Origin of the sequence: Pseudoalteromonas spongiae UST010723-006 (assembly GCF_000238255.3) — a bacterium.
Classification (GTDB): domain Bacteria; phylum Pseudomonadota; class Gammaproteobacteria; order Enterobacterales; family Alteromonadaceae; genus Pseudoalteromonas; species Pseudoalteromonas spongiae.
Genome location: NZ_CP011039.1, coordinates 2,349,825 through 2,366,235, shown reverse-complemented (window position 1 = coordinate 2,366,235; position 16,411 = coordinate 2,349,825). Strand labels below are relative to the sequence as shown.

Sequence of the window (16,411 nt, the reverse complement as noted above, 5' to 3'; positions counted from 1 at the left end):
TAAGCCGTTTTTACAGCGCAACAAGCATTGTATTTAAAACGCTATTAAATGGTTAAAGCAAAAAAACAAACCCATTGTTTGTATTGATACGTACAGTAACTATGAGCGATATTGTCACCGCTAACTGATTCAATTAAGGAGAAAGTTATGCCTCAAACTCCAGTAGCAGATAAGCACGCGACTTTTGCCAGATGTTTAGAGTGCAATAAGGTTGGACTATTTGCCCCTCTGCATTGGCTTGCCCTTGGTTTTAAAGATATGGCGAGTGCGCCAATTTTGAGCCTATTTTATGGTGTTGTGTTTAGTATTATCCCTGTCGCGATTTTATATTTTGTCTATCAATCAGGTACCCATCTCGTTATTTTACCCGCCACCGTGGCATTTGCCCTAATTGGGCCGGCTTTTGCTGTTGGCTTATACGATATTGCGTGGGAACTGGAAAAGCAGCACAAACCCACACTAAGTCATAGTTTAAGGTCAATGTTTCGAAACCCAGTTGGCGAGTGGGGTTTTGCGGTACTGTTAATGGTGATTATGATTATTTGGATGCGTTTAGCGGCACTGGTGCATGCGTTATACCCAAATAGTGTTAATCCAACATTCGACGAGCTCTCGGCGTTTTTAACCTTAGGGTCGTTAATTGGTGCAGTGATGCTCGGTAGTGTATTTGCTATTTCAGCGTTTACACCGCAAATCATGATGGAGCGTCGAGTGGATATTATGACTGCTGTGGTGTCATCGATACATGCAGTAAAAGAAAATATTGGTGCCATGATTGTTTGGGCATTTTGCATTGTTGCTTTGGTGGCATTAGGCTTTTTGACTGGCGCAACAGGGTTTATTGTAATCATGCCACTGCTTAGCTATGCAAGCTGGCATGGTTATATCGCCATCATAAAACACAAAGGCCCTCGTGGTTACGAGTAATAAGGGGCGGTTATCTTTTTGCGTTCGTTTTTGCAGTGATTGGATTTTATACAAGGTAGAGGCTGCGTGACATAGCTATACATGTGAGTCAGCCGATAACACCGTAAAAAGCTAATTGAGCGCATTTTTTCATTGTTGCCTACATGGATAGAGGTAAGGGGTGTGAGCAAGACTCGCAAGCGTTGCTCGATATTCGCTTAGATTACTAGGCTACACGTCGAGCGTCGTGATAAAAACGCGCTCAGAGAGAACAAAAATAGAACTGAAAAGAACAACAGAGCCTAGTGTATTTTAAAAAAGGGGAACGTTTGTTTCCCTTTTTTTCATGGTTATGTGGTATAACGGGAGCACAATAACAAGCCTGCGTGCAGGTAACAAAAGCTTAGTTGGAGTGTAACTATGCAACGAATTCTAATCGTTGAAGATAGTAAAATGGTGCAGCAAGTGTTGCGCCATCTAGTCGCGCAGTATTTATCTGTTCCCGTTGATTTTGCCGCATCGCTGAGAGAGTCGGCAGGACTTATCAAAAATAATAAGTATACCCTAGCGCTGGTGGATTTGAACTTACCTGATGCGAGTAATGGTGAAGTAGCCACACTGACTTTACGTTGTGGTATTCCAACACTTGTTTTAACTGGCAGTATTGATGAGTTCAAGCGTCAGCAAATGCTGGAAATGGGTGTGGTGGATTACGTACTAAAAGAAAACCGCGATTCATATATCTATGCAGTAAAGCAGTTGGGGCAACTATTAGGTAACCAAGGAACTAAAGTATTAATTGCCGACGATTCGCAAACTAGCCGTACTATGATGCGTCAAAACTTAGAGCGCTTGTTGTACCATGTTGAGGAAGCCGAAGATGGTGAACAAGCGTATCAAAAGCTATTAGCTGATGAGAGCATTAAGTTGCTACTCACCGACTTTGCGATGCCGAAAAAAGATGGTTTTGAGTTAGTTAAAAGTATTCGCTCAAAACGAGGGCGTGATAGTTTAGGTATTATTGGTATTTCAGGTTCTGGCAATCATAGTTTATCTGCCAAGTTTATTAAGCATGGCGCAAATGACTTTTTAACAAAGCCTTTCGCACCAGAGGAGTTCCATTGTCGTGTAATGATGACAATGGAACAGCTTAACCTAATAGAGACCATTAAAGATTCGGCGAACAAAGATTATCTAACAGGGCTTTATAACCGTCGTTACTTCTATCAAACGTCAGAGAAAATCATTGCAGAGCAACCGTTATTAAGTATTGCCGTCATTGATATCGATCACTTCAAGCAAATAAATGATAGTTACGGACATCAAGCGGGCGATGAAGTTTTAAGCTTTTTATCAAATAAGTTAACAGAGCAATTTGGTGATGCACTGATGGCACGTCTCGGCGGGGAAGAATTTGCCGTGCTGTTTAGAGGTGAAGATCAGGATGCAGCATTTGAAAAACTTGATGAATTACGTTTTTCACTCGCGAATATGCAAGTTGAAGCTGCGGGTCAATTTATTAGCTTGTCTATCAGTGTGGGGGTTGCTCAATTACAGCAAGACGAAGAACTGACAGAGCTAATTAATCGCGCCGATGTGGCACTTTATGATGCGAAAGGTGGTGGCCGAAATCAGGTGGTGATCCACCAATAAAGCCAACCTTTGAAGAGTAAGCTAAGAGTGCTCTACTGACACTCTTAGCTTTTAATATTGCTGAAATCTGAAATCTGAAATCTGAAATCTGAAATCTGAAATCTGAAATCTGAAATCTTACAGCTGCGTAAACTCAAGTAGTTGTCTTAATTTGGTTGCTTGTCTGCGAGAGATTTCAACCGTTTGACCATTGCTTAGCGTCGCTGTTAAGCCATAGCTAATTGCCTGTTCCATGCTTTCAATTGCATCTAGACGAATAATGTCTGAGCGACTGGCACGGAAATAATGCCTTTCGTCTAATTTTGCTTCAATTTTATTAAGCGAGCTGTGCAAGTACGCTTTACCGTGCGGTGTATAAATCGCTGCATGGTTACCAATTGACTCAAAACGAATGATCTCTTTCAGCTCAATAATGCGCATAGTTTCGCCGTATTTCACCATTAGTTTGTGATCATCCGGTAGGCCACTTGCCGATGCGCTTTGTTCAAGACGTTTTTCTAACTTTTCAATGCTTTCGGCTAAACGAGCAGGGTTTACTGGTTTTACTAGATAGTCCATCGCGTTTAGTGAAAACGCTTCTACGGCAAACTGGTCGTAAGCAGTACAGAAGATAATATTCACGTCATCACCGAGTGATTCTGCAAGCTCTAAACCGGTTGCGCCAGGCATATGAATATCTAAGAAGATTGCATCCGGTTTGTGCTCAGCGATCTTTTCACTCGCTTCTTCGGCATTTTTAGCCTCATCAACAATTTCAATTTGGCTATGTTTTGATAGTAGGCGTTTTAATTCACTGCGAGCAAGACGTTCGTCATCAACAATTATTATTCTAATACTCATTGTTAAAAGTTAACTCCATCGTGTAAGTGGTCGCATCACAGGTTTGTGTTGCACTGCAAACATTACCAAGGCCGAGCTTCGCAATTAGCTCGTTTAATGGCAAGTCACCTGACTTTATTTTTGGTGTTTGCGTTAATTTAAGTGTAAAAGTAAGCGCACCGCCAGTTTCATTGGTGCTTACAAGTAGTTCATTGTGGCTAACGCTGTAAATATCTTTTTTGATGAATACATACTCAACTATAGGCAGTAGCAAAGAGCATGCTAAAGGATATGGGCTGGAAAGCTTAGTGAACTGTTTTGTTATTGTAATTCGTTCTTCAAGGCGTAGCGCTTCTAAATCAAGCAAGTGTGCTAATTGAGTTAAGTCGTCGCTAACGCTGGTATTACCTACACCGTCGTTTAGTTGGTAGCGAATTAACTCGGCAAGTTTGCCAAGTAAGTCGCTCGCTAAATCTTGATTTTCGAAAATCATATAGCGGATAGCATTCATGCTATTAAACAAGAAGTGTGGATTTAATGGTGCTTCCGCATTTTTTTCAAACATATAAAAAGAAAGTCTCTTTTTTGACAGACTATTCTGAGTCTATCGATTTTAAAATTATCTCGCCAATTAAAATGATAAACGGCAAAAAAGTGAGATGAATGGTTAGGCTGTTTTTTCTAGTTGTTGTTGCCAGTCAATTGGCAGTTCAATCACTACTTTTCTTCGCTTACCGCTTTTAACTAAAACGATGCTGGCATCGTTACTATACTGGTGCTCTAAACGGCTTTTTACATTATCGAAATGTTCAGTATCTAAAAAGAACTTACCGTGGCTTTGATGCGCAATTTCGATACGATATTTTTGGTGTTTTATAAAGCTTGCTATCGTCAGTTCGCCGTTGCGGTTACGTGCAGTATTGAGTAAAAACGAACAGATAAAAATAAGCGACATACTTGGGATATTAGGTGATATCTCAGCGTCATGAAGCTTTAAGCTGTAACTACTTGGCGCACGCTTTTGTTCTTCAAGTAACTCTAGGTAATTGGCTAAACTGGCCAGTTCATCATTGAGCTTTGCATCGGCTGTTTTACTCGACATCAAGTTGTAACGAAAAAGGTCCGATGCTTTGGTTACAAGATCTGCCGCTTTTTCTTCATCAATATCAATTTGATGCTTAATCGCTTCCATGGTATCGAATAAAAACTCAGGGTTAACACGGTTGGTTAAAATTTGTAGTTTTTGCTTTTTAAGCAATAATGCGAGCTGCTTATAATTTGAAATACTAGCTGCAAGTACGTAACAGTAAGCCCACACTAAATTAAACACAATATTATAAATAACATAGGCTACGAGTGACTCGCCTAAGCCATCCAAATGCATGATACTGTTTAAGTACTCTTCAAGAGAGTAAGGTACTAATGTGAGAAATATAGGTAAAAAATCTAAACCAATAATCACTAACGAAGTGATGGTGGAACTAGCTAATAGCAGTAAAAACAGTTTCCACTTAGTTTTAGCATAGGTTTTATAGTGTTTATAAACGCCGCGCAGCACGATATGAAATGCCGCAAATATCATTATGAGCTGGTAAGTGCTGAGAGCTAATGCCCCGTACCAACCAAGTTGAAATATGGGTATTTCTTGGCCGTCAGGTTCTTGAAAAATCCCCCAGACACCTAAGAGAGTTACTAAGGCTGATACAAATAAGATCGGCCCTTGGTATCGCCAATAGTTAGGACTGGTATTTCGAATGTAACTGAAATTCATAACCGGATTTTGACCTTTTTAAATTGGCAATGTTAAACATGCGATATATTTATCGTCTTTAAACTCAGCGTTTAACGAGGCGTTTTCGTTATACATTAGCTGTAAGCGTTTAATTAGGTTTTCTTGCCCTGTACCTGTGCTTTCGACTTTATAGGTGCCTGTGTAAATTGGATTACTTACGGTCACCACAAGTTGGTTTTTTTGTTTAGCAATATCAACAATCAGCAGGCTTTGATCTTGCCTTGGAGCGATACCGTGCTTAATTGAGTTTTCAATTAACGTAAGAATGCCCATAGTGGGGACTTTGATATTTAAGCAGGTTTCATCTACATGCATTTCAATTAACAAGCGCTCTTCAAGGCGAATATGCTCAATATCAAGATAGAATTCACAAATGCGTAATTCTTCTTTTAATTTTACCGTAGGGTGCTTATTTGCTGTTAAGTTGTAGCGAAAAAGCTCATTTAGTTTATCGATTAACTCTTTAGCAAGCTGTTTATCTTCGAAAATCATACCGCGAATACTGTTTAATGAATTAAACAAAAAATGCGGATTAAGCTGACTCATTAGTAATGCGATCTGACTTTGCTTAAGTTGTGTTTTAACTTGGAAGCGACGTTTTAATGCTGACAACGGTAGATAGCAAAACAACCAAAAAAGGAATGCACCGAATTGAGACTTTAATTGTTTCGAAGAGGCACGATCAATCGCTTCTTGGTCTCCACTATTAATTTTCTCAAGTTCCTCTCGCGCTTTTAGTTGTGCTTGGTCAAACCCTTCTTTAAAACCTCTTTTAAATTCAGATTTAGCTGTCGCATTAGTTGGTGTTTCATCTTGAATGTCTTTGCTTTTTTCAACTTCGCTGTTTGTTTTAACCTGATTAAGCGGATCTTTATCGGGGTTTGCTCGATAATAGGCAATTTCGTTATCAATAGGCACAAACATGTCTCTGCTTATATCGCGAATGCTCTTGCCTATAAATGAGCCAACAGTAACAAAGACTAAGCCACAGATGAAGACTTTCATAAATCCGACTTCTTTGTTGCGTAAGAAATTAATGGGGGCGCGAATCAAAAAGTGAGTAATAAGAAAGAAGCTTAAAGTGCGTATGCCTGCATACGCGAATGTGTTTGCAAGGCCATGCATTTCCTTGTCGGTGTCTATATTTGACATTCCGCCAAGTAATAATATGAGAGCAATTAAAGCTTGGATAACCCAATAAGCCATTTGCTTATATATCCTTTGTTATTGTTTTTTATTCCATTGAGTTAGTACGGCTCAGCATAACAGCTAACTCAGACATAGCATATTGTGTCAAAAACGGTCACCAAAGCAAGTTTTTGCTGTTTCATTTTTTGCACCAAAACGTTCACAAACCCACTATTGCTGCACCTTTGTGGTGCGTTAACTTTGTTGTAACACATTGTAAATTACATAACTTTATGAATTAGATAAAAAAATATTATTGGCATAAAGGTTGGATTTAGTAAGTACAAATAAAAAACAACAACAGGTACACGTTATGAAAATGATCAGCGCCATTATTAAGCCATTTAAGCTTGATGATGTTAGAGAAGCGATGTCAGATCTTGGCATTGAGGGCATGACAGTAGTCGATGTAAAAGGTTTTGGACGTCAACGCGGGCACACTGAGCTATATCGAGGCGCAGAGTACCAAGTTGATTTTATTCCAAAAATTAAAGTCGAAATTGCAACGCAAAGCGACAATGTTGACCGTGTGGTTGAGGCAATTACCAATGTGGCACAAACCGGCAAAATCGGTGACGGCAAAATTTTTGTCTATGACCTAGAGCAAATTGTTCGTATTCGTACGGGCGAGTTAGACGAAGCGGCAATTTAAGGGGAATGTCATGGAAAACACAGTAGTTGAATTAAAGTTTGCGCTCGACACATTTTACTTTTTAATGTCTGGCATCTTAGTAATGTGGATGGCTGCGGGTTTCGCAATGTTAGAAGCGGGCCTAGTACGCTCTAAAAACACCACTGAAATTTTAACTAAAAATGTCGCGCTTTACGCGATAGCATGTACGGTTTATCTGATTGTTGGTTACAACATTATGTATGTTGATAATGCCGAGGGTGGTTTTTTACCGTCATTGGGCATGCTGATTGGTACTGAAGCGGCAGATGCTGATCATGCACTGCAATCAGACTTCTTCTTCCAAGTTGTGTTTGTTGCAACGGCAATGTCGATTGTTTCAGGTGCAGTTGCTGAGCGCATGAAGTTATGGTCTTTCCTAGTTTTTTGTGTGGTGTTAACTGGTTTTATATACCCATTAGAAGGTTACTGGACTTGGGGCGGTGGCTTCTTATCTGAGATGGGGTTTGTTGATTTTGCAGGTTCAGGTATCGTACATATGGCGGGGGCAGCGGCTGCGCTTGCCGGTGTATTATTATTGGGTGCACGTAAAGGGAAGTATGGTAAAAATGGTGAAATCTACCCAATTCCGGGCTCTAATTTGCCGCTTGCAACACTAGGTACATTTATTCTTTGGATGGGTTGGTTTGGTTTTAATGGTGGTTCGCAATTGCTGCTATCAGATAAAGAAAATGCCACAGCAGTGAGTCAAATCTTACTTAACACGAATGCGGCAGCGGCTGCTGGCGCAATCTCAGCACTATTACTTTGTAAAGTGTTATGGCGTAAAGCTGATTTAACTATGGTATTGAATGGCGCACTTGCAGGTCTTGTTGTAATTACTGCAGAACCTGCATCGCCAAGCCCGTTACTTGCGGTGCTGGGTGGCGCGCTAGGTGGCAGCTTAGTTGTGTTCAGCATTGTGGCATTAGACAAAGCTAAAATTGATGACCCAGTGGGTGCGATTTCAGTTCACGGTGTATGCGGCTTCTTAGGTCTTATGTTAGTGCCGTTATCAAATAGTGATGCGACTTTTGTAAATCAACTAATTGGCGCAGTAGTAATCTTTGCCTTTGTGTTTGTGAGCTCATTTATTGTTTGGGCAGTACTTAAGAAAACCATGGGGATTCGGGTTGGCGAAGAAGAAGAAATTAACGGTATGGACCAACACGATTGTGGTGTAGATGCGTACCCTGAGTTTGTTACCGTACGAGGTAATATCTAACCAGCTAGTTTGGTTTAAGTTGCAAACACGCAAAAGCCCAATGCCTAATGGCGTTGGGCTTTTTTATTTGTAATATTATTCTATGCTTAGTACTGGTGCTATTAACGTGTTTAAACTATGAAAATAGACTTACTAATTGCGGAAGACGATATTTGTTTAAATGATCTTGTTGCCTCAAGCTTGACCGATGAATACCTAGTGTCACAAGCGTATAACTTGGAGCAAGCGAAAGCCTTGTGCGATAAGTCTCAATTTAGTGTCATAGTATTGGATTACTACTTTCCCGATGGCGAAGGGGTTGAGCTTATTCATCATATTAAAAAACAAGGTAAAACCCCAATTATAATTTTTCTCAGCGCATCTGAAGAGCTTGATGTCAAAATGAATGCATTCAATGCAGGTGCCGCCGATTGGATTGATAAACGCGCATTTATTCCCCCTTTACTATTAATTAAAATTAAAAAAGCGCTCGCTAACCGGCAAGAGTTTGATGCCCTAAAAGAGGCTGAGCAACAGGCAAACACAGCGGTATTTTCTGCAATGTCTGATTCTTTTATGTGGGGTAATACGGCAAGAGCGATTCAAGGCTGCCTTTCTTGCACTAACTACAGCGAGTTTTTAGTTCATATTTTTTCGTATTTACAGAGCTTAGAGCTTACGGCGTCGATTGCTTACAGTGAAAATAGTCAGATAAGTTACTGGGATAGTCCTTATGCACGTGCATGTGGTATGGAAGAAGATCTTTTTAAATTAGTAATGCAAAAAGACGAGCGTATTATTAACGCTGGGCGTCGATATTTTTTCAAAGACAGTTATATCTGTATTTTAATTAAAAATATGCCTGAAGACGAAGTGCGAAAAGGGCAAATTTTAGATGTGGTAGCGGCCTATATTGAATGTGCAAATCATCAAGTTAATATGCTTAATCAAGAATATGTAAAACAACTGTATTTTAAAAAAATTGCATACGAACTAGATGACTTACAGCAAAAAATGGGGCTTTTTACAGAACAAACCCAGCAAATTCAAAGTCACCAATCACTTAAGTTTTTTGAAATCTTTAGCCAACTTGAACTCACCAACGACGAAGAAAGCAAGTTAACTGAAGTCACCGATGACACGTTAATGAAGTTTGAAGAACTCGCCTATAGTCATGTAAAAATTATTAATAGCTTAAATAACGTGATTAAAGATTTTAAACGCCAATTATCTTAGCCGGTTTTTAGCGGAAATGTTTCGATTGGTATATAGCGTAACTGGTTATTAATGCGCGTCGAGTGAAAGAGTTTAAATTCACTATAGGTCACGTCAAACGGCGTGATTTTTTGTATTGTTTGAGGGGGCTGTTTGCAGTTTCGTATTAGTGTAACGTGCGGGTGATAGGCAAACGGGTTAGTGTAAAGTTGCAGTTTTTCACCTTTATCGCGTAATGTATTGGCAAGCTGTGTTAATGAGCTGGGTTGGCTTGTTGGTTTTAAATAAAAAATTCCACTATTTTGCCAAAAGCTTGTCTCTTCAAAGCGCAAGCTAAATGGGGACACCGTTAAGCTGTGCGCAAATTCAATTAAAGCTTTTTGTGTTTTTATTGGCACATTCGGTAAAAAAGCTAAGGTTAAGTGCAAATTACTTTTTAATACAGGCTTTCGTTTGCTTTCAATTTTTGATGTTAACCATCTGAATATTCTATATTTATCTTCTTCACTAAAATCTAAGCCAAAAAATAGCCGTTTATTTTCTTGATTTTTATCTGTCATCTTTTAATATTTGCTTATGCGTATATATGTTTAAGCGAATTTATGGTTGTAGCACAATTTCACAAAGCACTCAGTGAGCAGACCCGCCTTCGAATTATGGCTCTTATTTTAGAGCATAAAGAGGTATGTGTCTGTGATCTCGTTGCCGTTTTAGATATGCCACAAGGTACGGTTAGTCGCCATTTAAGTTATTTAAAAAAGTCAGGGCTTGTGCAGTCTGTTACTCGCGGTACATGGCGCTTTTATCAATTAAGTGAATCGCTCAGCCAGCCGCTGTTAGCGATATTGAAACTAACACTCGACACACTAAATAGCGATTGCCAAGTGCAACGTGATTTAACTTCTTTCAAACCTTCAAATTGTTAGGCTGTTTATTATGAAAATTGCGATTAATGGCTTCGGTCGTATGGGTAAATTATTAGCACGTATCGTGTTAGCTGAGGCAAACCATCAGTTGGTGTATATTAATGATCCCGCAGCAACAAACGAAGCGATTGCCCACTTGCTAGCGTTTGACTCAGTTCAAGGACGTTTTAAAGACAATGAAATTCATGCTGATGACAGTCATTTATATGTCGCTGAGCAGAAAATTAGCTTATTGCATGAGTCAAAGTTAACTGATCTGCCTGTTGATAATATTGACTTATTGATTGACTGTTCGGGGCTTTACCGTAAATCGGAGCTATTTCAACCTTTGTTAGATAAAGGATTAGCGCGTGTTCTTGTTTCTTGCCCAGTAAAAGACGAAGGCGCGATTAATTTAGTCTATGGCGTAAATCATGATTTATACCAAGCAGATAAACATAAAGTGGTTACGGCAGCGTCGTGCACAACCAACTGCCTAGCGCCTGTTGTAAAGGTACTAAAAGAAACAGTCGGCATAAAACGTGGTTCAATGACCACCATTCACGATATTACCAATACTCAAACGATTGTTGATAAAGCCCATAAAGACTTACGTCGTGCGCGCGCTTGTGGTGAATCGTTAATTCCAACAAGCTCGGGGTCAACAACAGCCATTATGACGATTTTCCCTGAGCTGAAAGGCAAACTTGATGGCTTAGCTGTGCGTGTACCGCTGTTAAGCGGCTCTTTGGTGGACTTAGTAATTGAAACTGAAAAACCAACCAGCGTTGAAGACATTAACAATGCGTTTGAGTGCGCTAAATCAGGTGAATTAAAGGGTATTTTAGATATTGAAATGCGTCCGTTGGTTTCGGTTGATTTTGTTGGCGATACGCACAGTGCCATTGTTGATGGGTTGTCGACTCAAGTAATTGACAAGCATTTAGTGAAAGTGTTGGCTTGGTACGACAACGAAATTAACTATGTCTCACGCATGAATGACATTGTTAATATGATTGCCGCGTCTTAACTTACCTTTTCTTCTTAAACCAAGGTGTTGCAACGCCTTGGTTTAGGTTTTGTTTATCACGTCACGTAGCGTTAAATTATGTTAGCAGCATCAAACACAGTCAGTCAGGGAATTAAAGACTACATACAAATTACCCTAGCTTACTGGGGATTTACCTTAACTGACGGCGCACTGCGTATGCTAGTGGTGCTGTATTTTCATAAACTCGGTTATTCGCCAATTGAAGTGGCAATGCTATTTTTGTTTTACGAATTTTTTGGCATTGTTACCAATTTGTTTGGTGGCTGGTTGGGCGCCCGTTTTGGTTTAAAAGTCACGCTGTTTAGTGGCTTGCTGCTGCAAATTAGCGCGCTGATTTTGCTGGCGCAAACTCAGTGGCTAAGTGTTGTTTATGTAATGATATTGCAAGCAGCATCGGGCATCGCCAAAGATCTCAATAAAATGAGTGCTAAAACAGCGATTAAACAGCTTGTGCCAAGCGATGAAAGTAGCACTCTATTTAAATGGGTGGCACTGCTTACAGGGTCGAAAAATACACTAAAAGGGTGTGGTTTCTTTTTAGGTGGTTTTTTACTGGCGCTATTTGGCTATCAAAACAGTTTGTATTTACTTGCTGGCGGACTTGGATTCATCACTTTATTGGTTGCGTCTCAGTTAAAGCAAAGTTTAGAGGCCAAATCATTTAAGCCGAAATTTAGCCAAGTATTTTCATCAAGCAAAAAAGTAAACCTACTCTCGTTTGCGCGTTGCTTTTTATTTGCCAGTCGCGATGTGTGGTTTGTGGTTGCCTTGCCGGTGTTTTTAACCATGCAAGCGGGATGGTCGAGTACAGCAGTAGGTACTATGATGGCGTTGTGGGTGATTATTTATGGGGTTTTTCAATCAACTACGCCAAAAGTATTTAAGGCGTTTAATAAACAGGCCAATGCGCAGTCAGCGGTGTTCAGTGCGCTTGCATTGTTGGCTGTTTTGGTGATTATGCTGGTGGCGATTTCTTACGGCCTATCATTGGTTAATGTAGCGATACTTGGGCTAATTTTATTTGCCGTAATTTTTGCTATTAACTCTGCCATTCACTCATTTTTGATTGTGCATTACGCCCGTGATGAAGGTGCCTCGATGGATGTTGGCCTTTATTACATGGCAAATGCCTGTGGGCGTTTATTTGGCACTGTGTTGTCCGGATTATTGTTTCAGCAATATGGGTTAACAGCATGTTTAATCGCGAGCGCATTATTTGTAGCGATTTGCATTCCAATTACTGCGAAGTTAACGCAAAACAGTTAAAATTCAGCAAAAAATGAATGGATAGTTGTTTTGCTGCCGATAAAAAGTGTTTATCAAACTCTGGTTTCTAGATTATCGCAACATGAGCGCGTGGTGCTGCAAGCGCCACCAGGGGCGGGTAAATCAACTTGGTTGCCACTGCAATTAATTAAAGATAATCACTTCAAACGTATTATTATGTTAGAGCCGCGTAGGCTTGCTGCACGCAATATCGCAAGCTTTCTGGCCGACTGTTTAGATGAGCCGCTAGGGCACACAATCGGTTTGCGCATTCGTGGTGAAAATTTTACCAGCCAACACACCCGTTTAGAAATTGTAACTGAAGGCATGCTGACACGTATGCTGCAAGATGACCCTGAGTTAGACGGCGTAGACTTGGTGATTTTTGATGAGTTTCACGAGCGTTCAATTCAAGCTGAAACAGCACTTGCACTCTCATTTGAAGCGCAAATGGCTTATCGTGATGATCTTAAATTACTGATTATGTCGGCAACGCTTGATGGGGAACGTTTAAGTTGTCACTTCGATGCACCGCTGGTGCAAAGTGAAGGGCGTCAATTTCCTATTGCTGAACATTATACTGCAGTTAAAAATGAAGCTGATTGGCTCGCGCAAATTGCGCCGTTAACCATTCAAGCAATGGCAGAACAAAGCGGCAGCGCACTGGTGTTCTTACCCGGCGTAAAAGAAATAAAAGCGATAGAGTCTGAGCTTATTGCAGCCAAAAACACAGGAAGCATCGCGCAAGATACTGCAATTTACGCACTGTTTGGCAAGCAAGACAAAAAAACACAGCAAGCGGCGCTTCAACCATGCTCCGAAGGGCAACGGAAAATAGTACTCACCACCAATGTGGCAGAAACCAGCTTAACCATTGATGGAATTCGCATTGTTGTTGATTCAGGTAAAGAGAAAATAACCCAATACAATGTTAAAAATGGCATTAGCCAATTACTTACTGTTAATGTGGCTAAGTCATCGGCGATTCAGCGCGCGGGTCGTGCCGGGCGCATCGAAGCGGGTGTGGTGTATCGCTTAGGCAGTAAAGAACATTTCGAGCGACGAGCAAGCCATGCAATACCTGAAATATTGCGCAGCGATATTAGTCAGCTTGTTTTAGAGTGTGCTAATTGGGGAACGTCAATTGACGATTTGGTGTTACTTGATAAGCCATCAATCAAACAGATTGATGCGGCGAAAAGTCTACTGTTGATGCTTGAAGCTATCACGGCTGATGGCAAGATTACCTCATTAGGTCAACAAATGTTGAGTTATGGTACAGAGCTACGTTTTGCTCATATGCTGATAAAAGCAAAGCAACTTGAAGCAGATTATACCGGTATTTATCATTTGGCGGTGTATCTGGTTGCGCTTTTCACCAGTCAGGTAAATCGCAGTAATGACCTTGCAACTGGGCTTAATTTTCAGCTTAAATCACCGCAGCCAAACTTTGATAAAGAACTACGCCTGTGGCTTAAACGCTTAAAATTAACGGCAGTTAATCATTTACCTCTTGAATATTTATCGATTGTAATGGCGTTGGCTTTTCCCGACCGCATTGCGCAAAAACGCGGTAACGGATTGCGCTTGGCTAATGGCGCTGGCGCAACGCTTTATGATGACTTTCCAATTTATGATGACCTATTGTGTATTGGTGATATGGGCGGTGCGACAGGGCAACACGTATTTAATGCGTGTAAGTGTGACTTAGCACAAGTTGAAAGGGCGTTGCCGTACTTATTTGAAAATAAAGACGTTGCACAGTTTGATGAGAATGTTGGGCGTTTTATTGCCGAAACACAATATTGTTTAGGGCAACTGATACTGTCACGTAAACCGAGTAATAAGGCGCTTAGTGGTGATGAAAAAGCTGCTGCTTGGTGTCATATTATCGCAAGAAAAGGGTGGCAGCTGTTAAATCTAACGTTTGACGTTGAGCAATACATAGTGCGTTTAACGTTAGCCCATCAATTTTTACCAAATGAGTTTCCGCAGTTATCAAAACAGCACTTATTTGATCATCTTGATACGTGGCTTTCGCCTTATTTAACCGACGTAAATAGTTTGGCGGCGCTTAAAAAGCTGGAATTATTAGCGCCACTTAAAGGGTTGCTTGATTGGCAGCAACAAACGTTATTAGATGAGTTATTGCCAGAGCGATTAGTTGTGCCTACTGGTTCAAAACTAAAAATTCATTACCAAGTTGATGGCCCTGCAAAGCTCTCGGTAAAAATGCAAGAAATGTATGGCGTTGCAACCACACCTAAGCTTGCGAATGGTGAGCTATCGTTAGCCATTGAATTACTGTCACCGGCAATGCGACCGCTCCAGATCACGCAGGATTTAGCTGGGTTTTGGGCGTCGAGTTACCGAGAAGTGCAAAAAGAAATGAAAGGACGCTACCCTAAGCATTTTTGGCCAGACGATCCGGCCAATGCTAAGGCAACTAACAAAGTTAAAAGCAGAATGTAATCACACTGCTTTTTACTGCACCACACCATGGTGCAGTTGTGCGGCAAAAAATAAATGACAAACCAACACGACACCCGTAATACGCTCGCGCATGCGTTGATAATCTGGGGTTAATTTACTCCATGTTTCGGTACGTTTTTGCACTGCCAACACAAAAACATACGATGCGCCGAGGTAGAGTAGGGCCAGCTTTATATCAAATAGTGCGAGCGCTAGCGTTGGGATTGTTGGTAATACAACTAGCCAATTTAGCTTGTTACTGTTTGATTCGTGCCATAATGTACCAGCAACGAAACTCATAATACTAATGCTATAAAACATAAATGCTTGGCTTAATAAAACATGCTCAAAAAGAAAGTGAGCACCTACTAATAATAAAAATGGAATAAGACCAAGGTAACCTAATAATGTTTGATTGCTATATTTTGACATAAGTACAATTCACAATTTCAATTGATAGTGATTGTACGCGAGAATCATCAAATTTGTTTAGTTTATTATGGATTTAGATAAACAGGCTCTGATATTCTGTTTAGAGTTATCGCTCTATTTAAGGTGGTTAAGTGGGGGCTATTCAACAGACACAAGATTTTAGTTGGCCAAATAATTGGTTAGACACATCACATATTTCAGCGCTCAAAGGTATTTTTACTGCTTGTTTTAACGGTATTTCCAGTGACGAATATTTTGAAAAATACTTCAATTGTAGCGCGGCGTTTAAACGTGTTTTAAGGCTTTATTTTGCTGATGGAAATATTGTTGGTTATTGTTTACTTACGTTTGAGCGTGCAAATAAAAAAGTGCTGTTAAGAGCATCCGCTGGCTTTTATCCTGAATTTCGACAAGGTGGTCATACTTTATCGTTTTCTATTCAACAAGCGTTTAAGTATTGGCTAATGCATCCTTGGCAAGATATTTACTATGCCGATACCATGTTAAGCCCTGCGATGTATCGCGCTATTAGTAAGCGCGTTGCAATCACGTATCCTAGCTCGCAGTTTTTACATCATAAACGCGATTTGTTTGACGCATTTAATAAGGCTGGCATTGTTAGCTCAGTGACAGATACCCGTTGTTTAGTGGAAACAGGACGTAGTAGTGCTTATAGTGACGATGATTTAAAGGCGTTTTTTAACAGCGAAAAACGAGAGATTGCATTTTATTGTAAGGCAAACCCGCATTTTGCATCGGGTGTTGCCTTATTTGTGATTATGCCGATTAATTTAAAGCAGTTAGTACACACATTATTTAAGCGGTAGTATGTTAACTG

At 40.3% G+C, this 16,411-nt stretch carries 16 protein-coding genes; 10 read left to right on the top strand and 6 right to left on the bottom strand.

Annotated features, from left to right (window positions below):
• Window positions 1-147 precede the first annotated feature (147 nt).
• Both PSPO_RS10975 and PSPO_RS10970 read left to right on the top strand, forming a co-directional pair.
• A complete protein-coding gene (locus tag PSPO_RS10975) occupies window positions 148-927 on the top strand; it encodes a DUF2189 domain-containing protein (RefSeq protein ID WP_010561821.1) in 780 nt (259 codons plus the stop codon).
• A gap of 399 nt (window positions 928-1,326) precedes the next feature.
• Window positions 1,327-2,559: a GGDEF domain-containing response regulator gene (locus tag PSPO_RS10970; protein ID WP_010561820.1), complete on the top strand. Its 1,233-nt coding sequence runs from the start codon at window positions 1,327-1,329 to the stop codon at window positions 2,557-2,559.
• A 117-nt stretch (window positions 2,560-2,676) separates the two neighbouring features.
• On the opposite strand, the gene PSPO_RS10965 is transcribed toward PSPO_RS10970, so the two are convergent.
• The 4 genes from PSPO_RS10965 to PSPO_RS10950 form a co-directional block, all read right to left on the bottom strand.
• Window positions 2,677-3,399: a LytR/AlgR family response regulator transcription factor gene (locus tag PSPO_RS10965; protein ID WP_010561819.1), complete on the bottom strand. Its 723-nt coding sequence runs from the start codon at window positions 3,397-3,399 to the stop codon at window positions 2,677-2,679.
• Window positions 3,389-3,943: a histidine kinase gene (locus PSPO_RS10960; protein WP_010561818.1), complete on the bottom strand. Its 555-nt coding sequence runs from the start codon at window positions 3,941-3,943 to the stop codon at window positions 3,389-3,391. The genes PSPO_RS10965 and PSPO_RS10960 overlap by 11 nt, the downstream gene beginning before the upstream one ends.
• Before the next feature lie 102 nt (window positions 3,944-4,045).
• Window positions 4,046-5,149, bottom strand: a complete 1,104-nt coding sequence (locus PSPO_RS10955; protein ID WP_010561817.1) for a histidine kinase — start codon at window positions 5,147-5,149, stop codon at window positions 4,046-4,048.
• Between the two features lie 18 nt (window positions 5,150-5,167).
• On the bottom strand, window positions 5,168-6,376 hold the full coding sequence (locus PSPO_RS10950; RefSeq protein WP_010561816.1) for a sensor histidine kinase: 1,209 nt from the start codon (window positions 6,374-6,376) through the stop codon (window positions 5,168-5,170).
• 295 nt (window positions 6,377-6,671) lie between these two features.
• Between PSPO_RS10950 and PSPO_RS10945 the strand changes: the two genes are divergently transcribed.
• The 3 genes from PSPO_RS10945 to PSPO_RS10935 all read left to right on the top strand — a co-directional run bounded on the left by PSPO_RS10945 (window position 6,672) and on the right by PSPO_RS10935 (window position 9,468).
• Window positions 6,672-7,010: a P-II family nitrogen regulator gene (locus PSPO_RS10945; protein WP_010561815.1), complete on the top strand. Its 339-nt coding sequence runs from the start codon at window positions 6,672-6,674 to the stop codon at window positions 7,008-7,010.
• Window positions 7,011-7,020: 10 nt separating this feature from the next.
• Complete coding sequence (locus PSPO_RS10940) at window positions 7,021-8,253, top strand: ammonium transporter (RefSeq protein ID WP_010561814.1); 1,233 nt, start codon at window positions 7,021-7,023, stop codon at window positions 8,251-8,253.
• A 117-nt stretch (window positions 8,254-8,370) separates the two neighbouring features.
• On the top strand, window positions 8,371-9,468 hold the full coding sequence (locus PSPO_RS10935; RefSeq protein ID WP_010561813.1) for a response regulator: 1,098 nt from the start codon (window positions 8,371-8,373) through the stop codon (window positions 9,466-9,468).
• Here the strand turns inward: PSPO_RS10935 and thpR are convergent.
• Window positions 9,465-10,007: an RNA 2',3'-cyclic phosphodiesterase gene (thpR, locus tag PSPO_RS10930; protein ID WP_010561812.1), complete on the bottom strand. Its 543-nt coding sequence runs from the start codon at window positions 10,005-10,007 to the stop codon at window positions 9,465-9,467. The two genes, PSPO_RS10935 and thpR, sit on opposite strands and share 4 nt — an antisense overlap.
• 42 nt (window positions 10,008-10,049) lie before the next feature.
• Here thpR and PSPO_RS10925 point away from each other — a divergent pair, with 42 nt between their 5' ends.
• The 4 genes from PSPO_RS10925 (at window position 10,050) to hrpB (ending at window position 15,141) form a co-directional block, all read left to right on the top strand.
• On the top strand, window positions 10,050-10,373 hold the full coding sequence (locus PSPO_RS10925; RefSeq protein WP_010561811.1) for an ArsR/SmtB family transcription factor: 324 nt from the start codon (window positions 10,050-10,052) through the stop codon (window positions 10,371-10,373).
• Between the two features lie 10 nt (window positions 10,374-10,383).
• Window positions 10,384-11,382: an ArsJ-associated glyceraldehyde-3-phosphate dehydrogenase gene (locus PSPO_RS10920; protein WP_010561810.1), complete on the top strand. Its 999-nt coding sequence runs from the start codon at window positions 10,384-10,386 to the stop codon at window positions 11,380-11,382.
• A 78-nt stretch (window positions 11,383-11,460) separates the two neighbouring features.
• Window positions 11,461-12,669, top strand: coding sequence for an organoarsenical effux MFS transporter ArsJ (gene arsJ / locus PSPO_RS10915; protein WP_010561809.1), 1,209 nt, complete (start codon window positions 11,461-11,463; stop codon window positions 12,667-12,669).
• A gap of 30 nt (window positions 12,670-12,699) precedes the next feature.
• Window positions 12,700-15,141, top strand: a complete 2,442-nt coding sequence (gene hrpB / locus PSPO_RS10910; protein ID WP_010561808.1) for an ATP-dependent helicase HrpB — start codon at window positions 12,700-12,702, stop codon at window positions 15,139-15,141.
• A 12-nt stretch (window positions 15,142-15,153) separates the two neighbouring features.
• Here hrpB and PSPO_RS10905 read toward each other — a convergent pair whose 3' ends face one another.
• A complete protein-coding gene (locus PSPO_RS10905; RefSeq protein WP_010561807.1) occupies window positions 15,154-15,573 on the bottom strand; it encodes a DUF3429 domain-containing protein in 420 nt (139 codons plus the stop codon).
• Between the two features lie 131 nt (window positions 15,574-15,704).
• On the opposite strand from PSPO_RS10905, the gene PSPO_RS10900 reads away from it, so the two are divergent.
• Complete coding sequence (locus tag PSPO_RS10900) at window positions 15,705-16,400, top strand: hypothetical protein (RefSeq protein WP_010561806.1); 696 nt, start codon at window positions 15,705-15,707, stop codon at window positions 16,398-16,400.
• Window positions 16,401-16,411 lie beyond the last annotated feature (11 nt).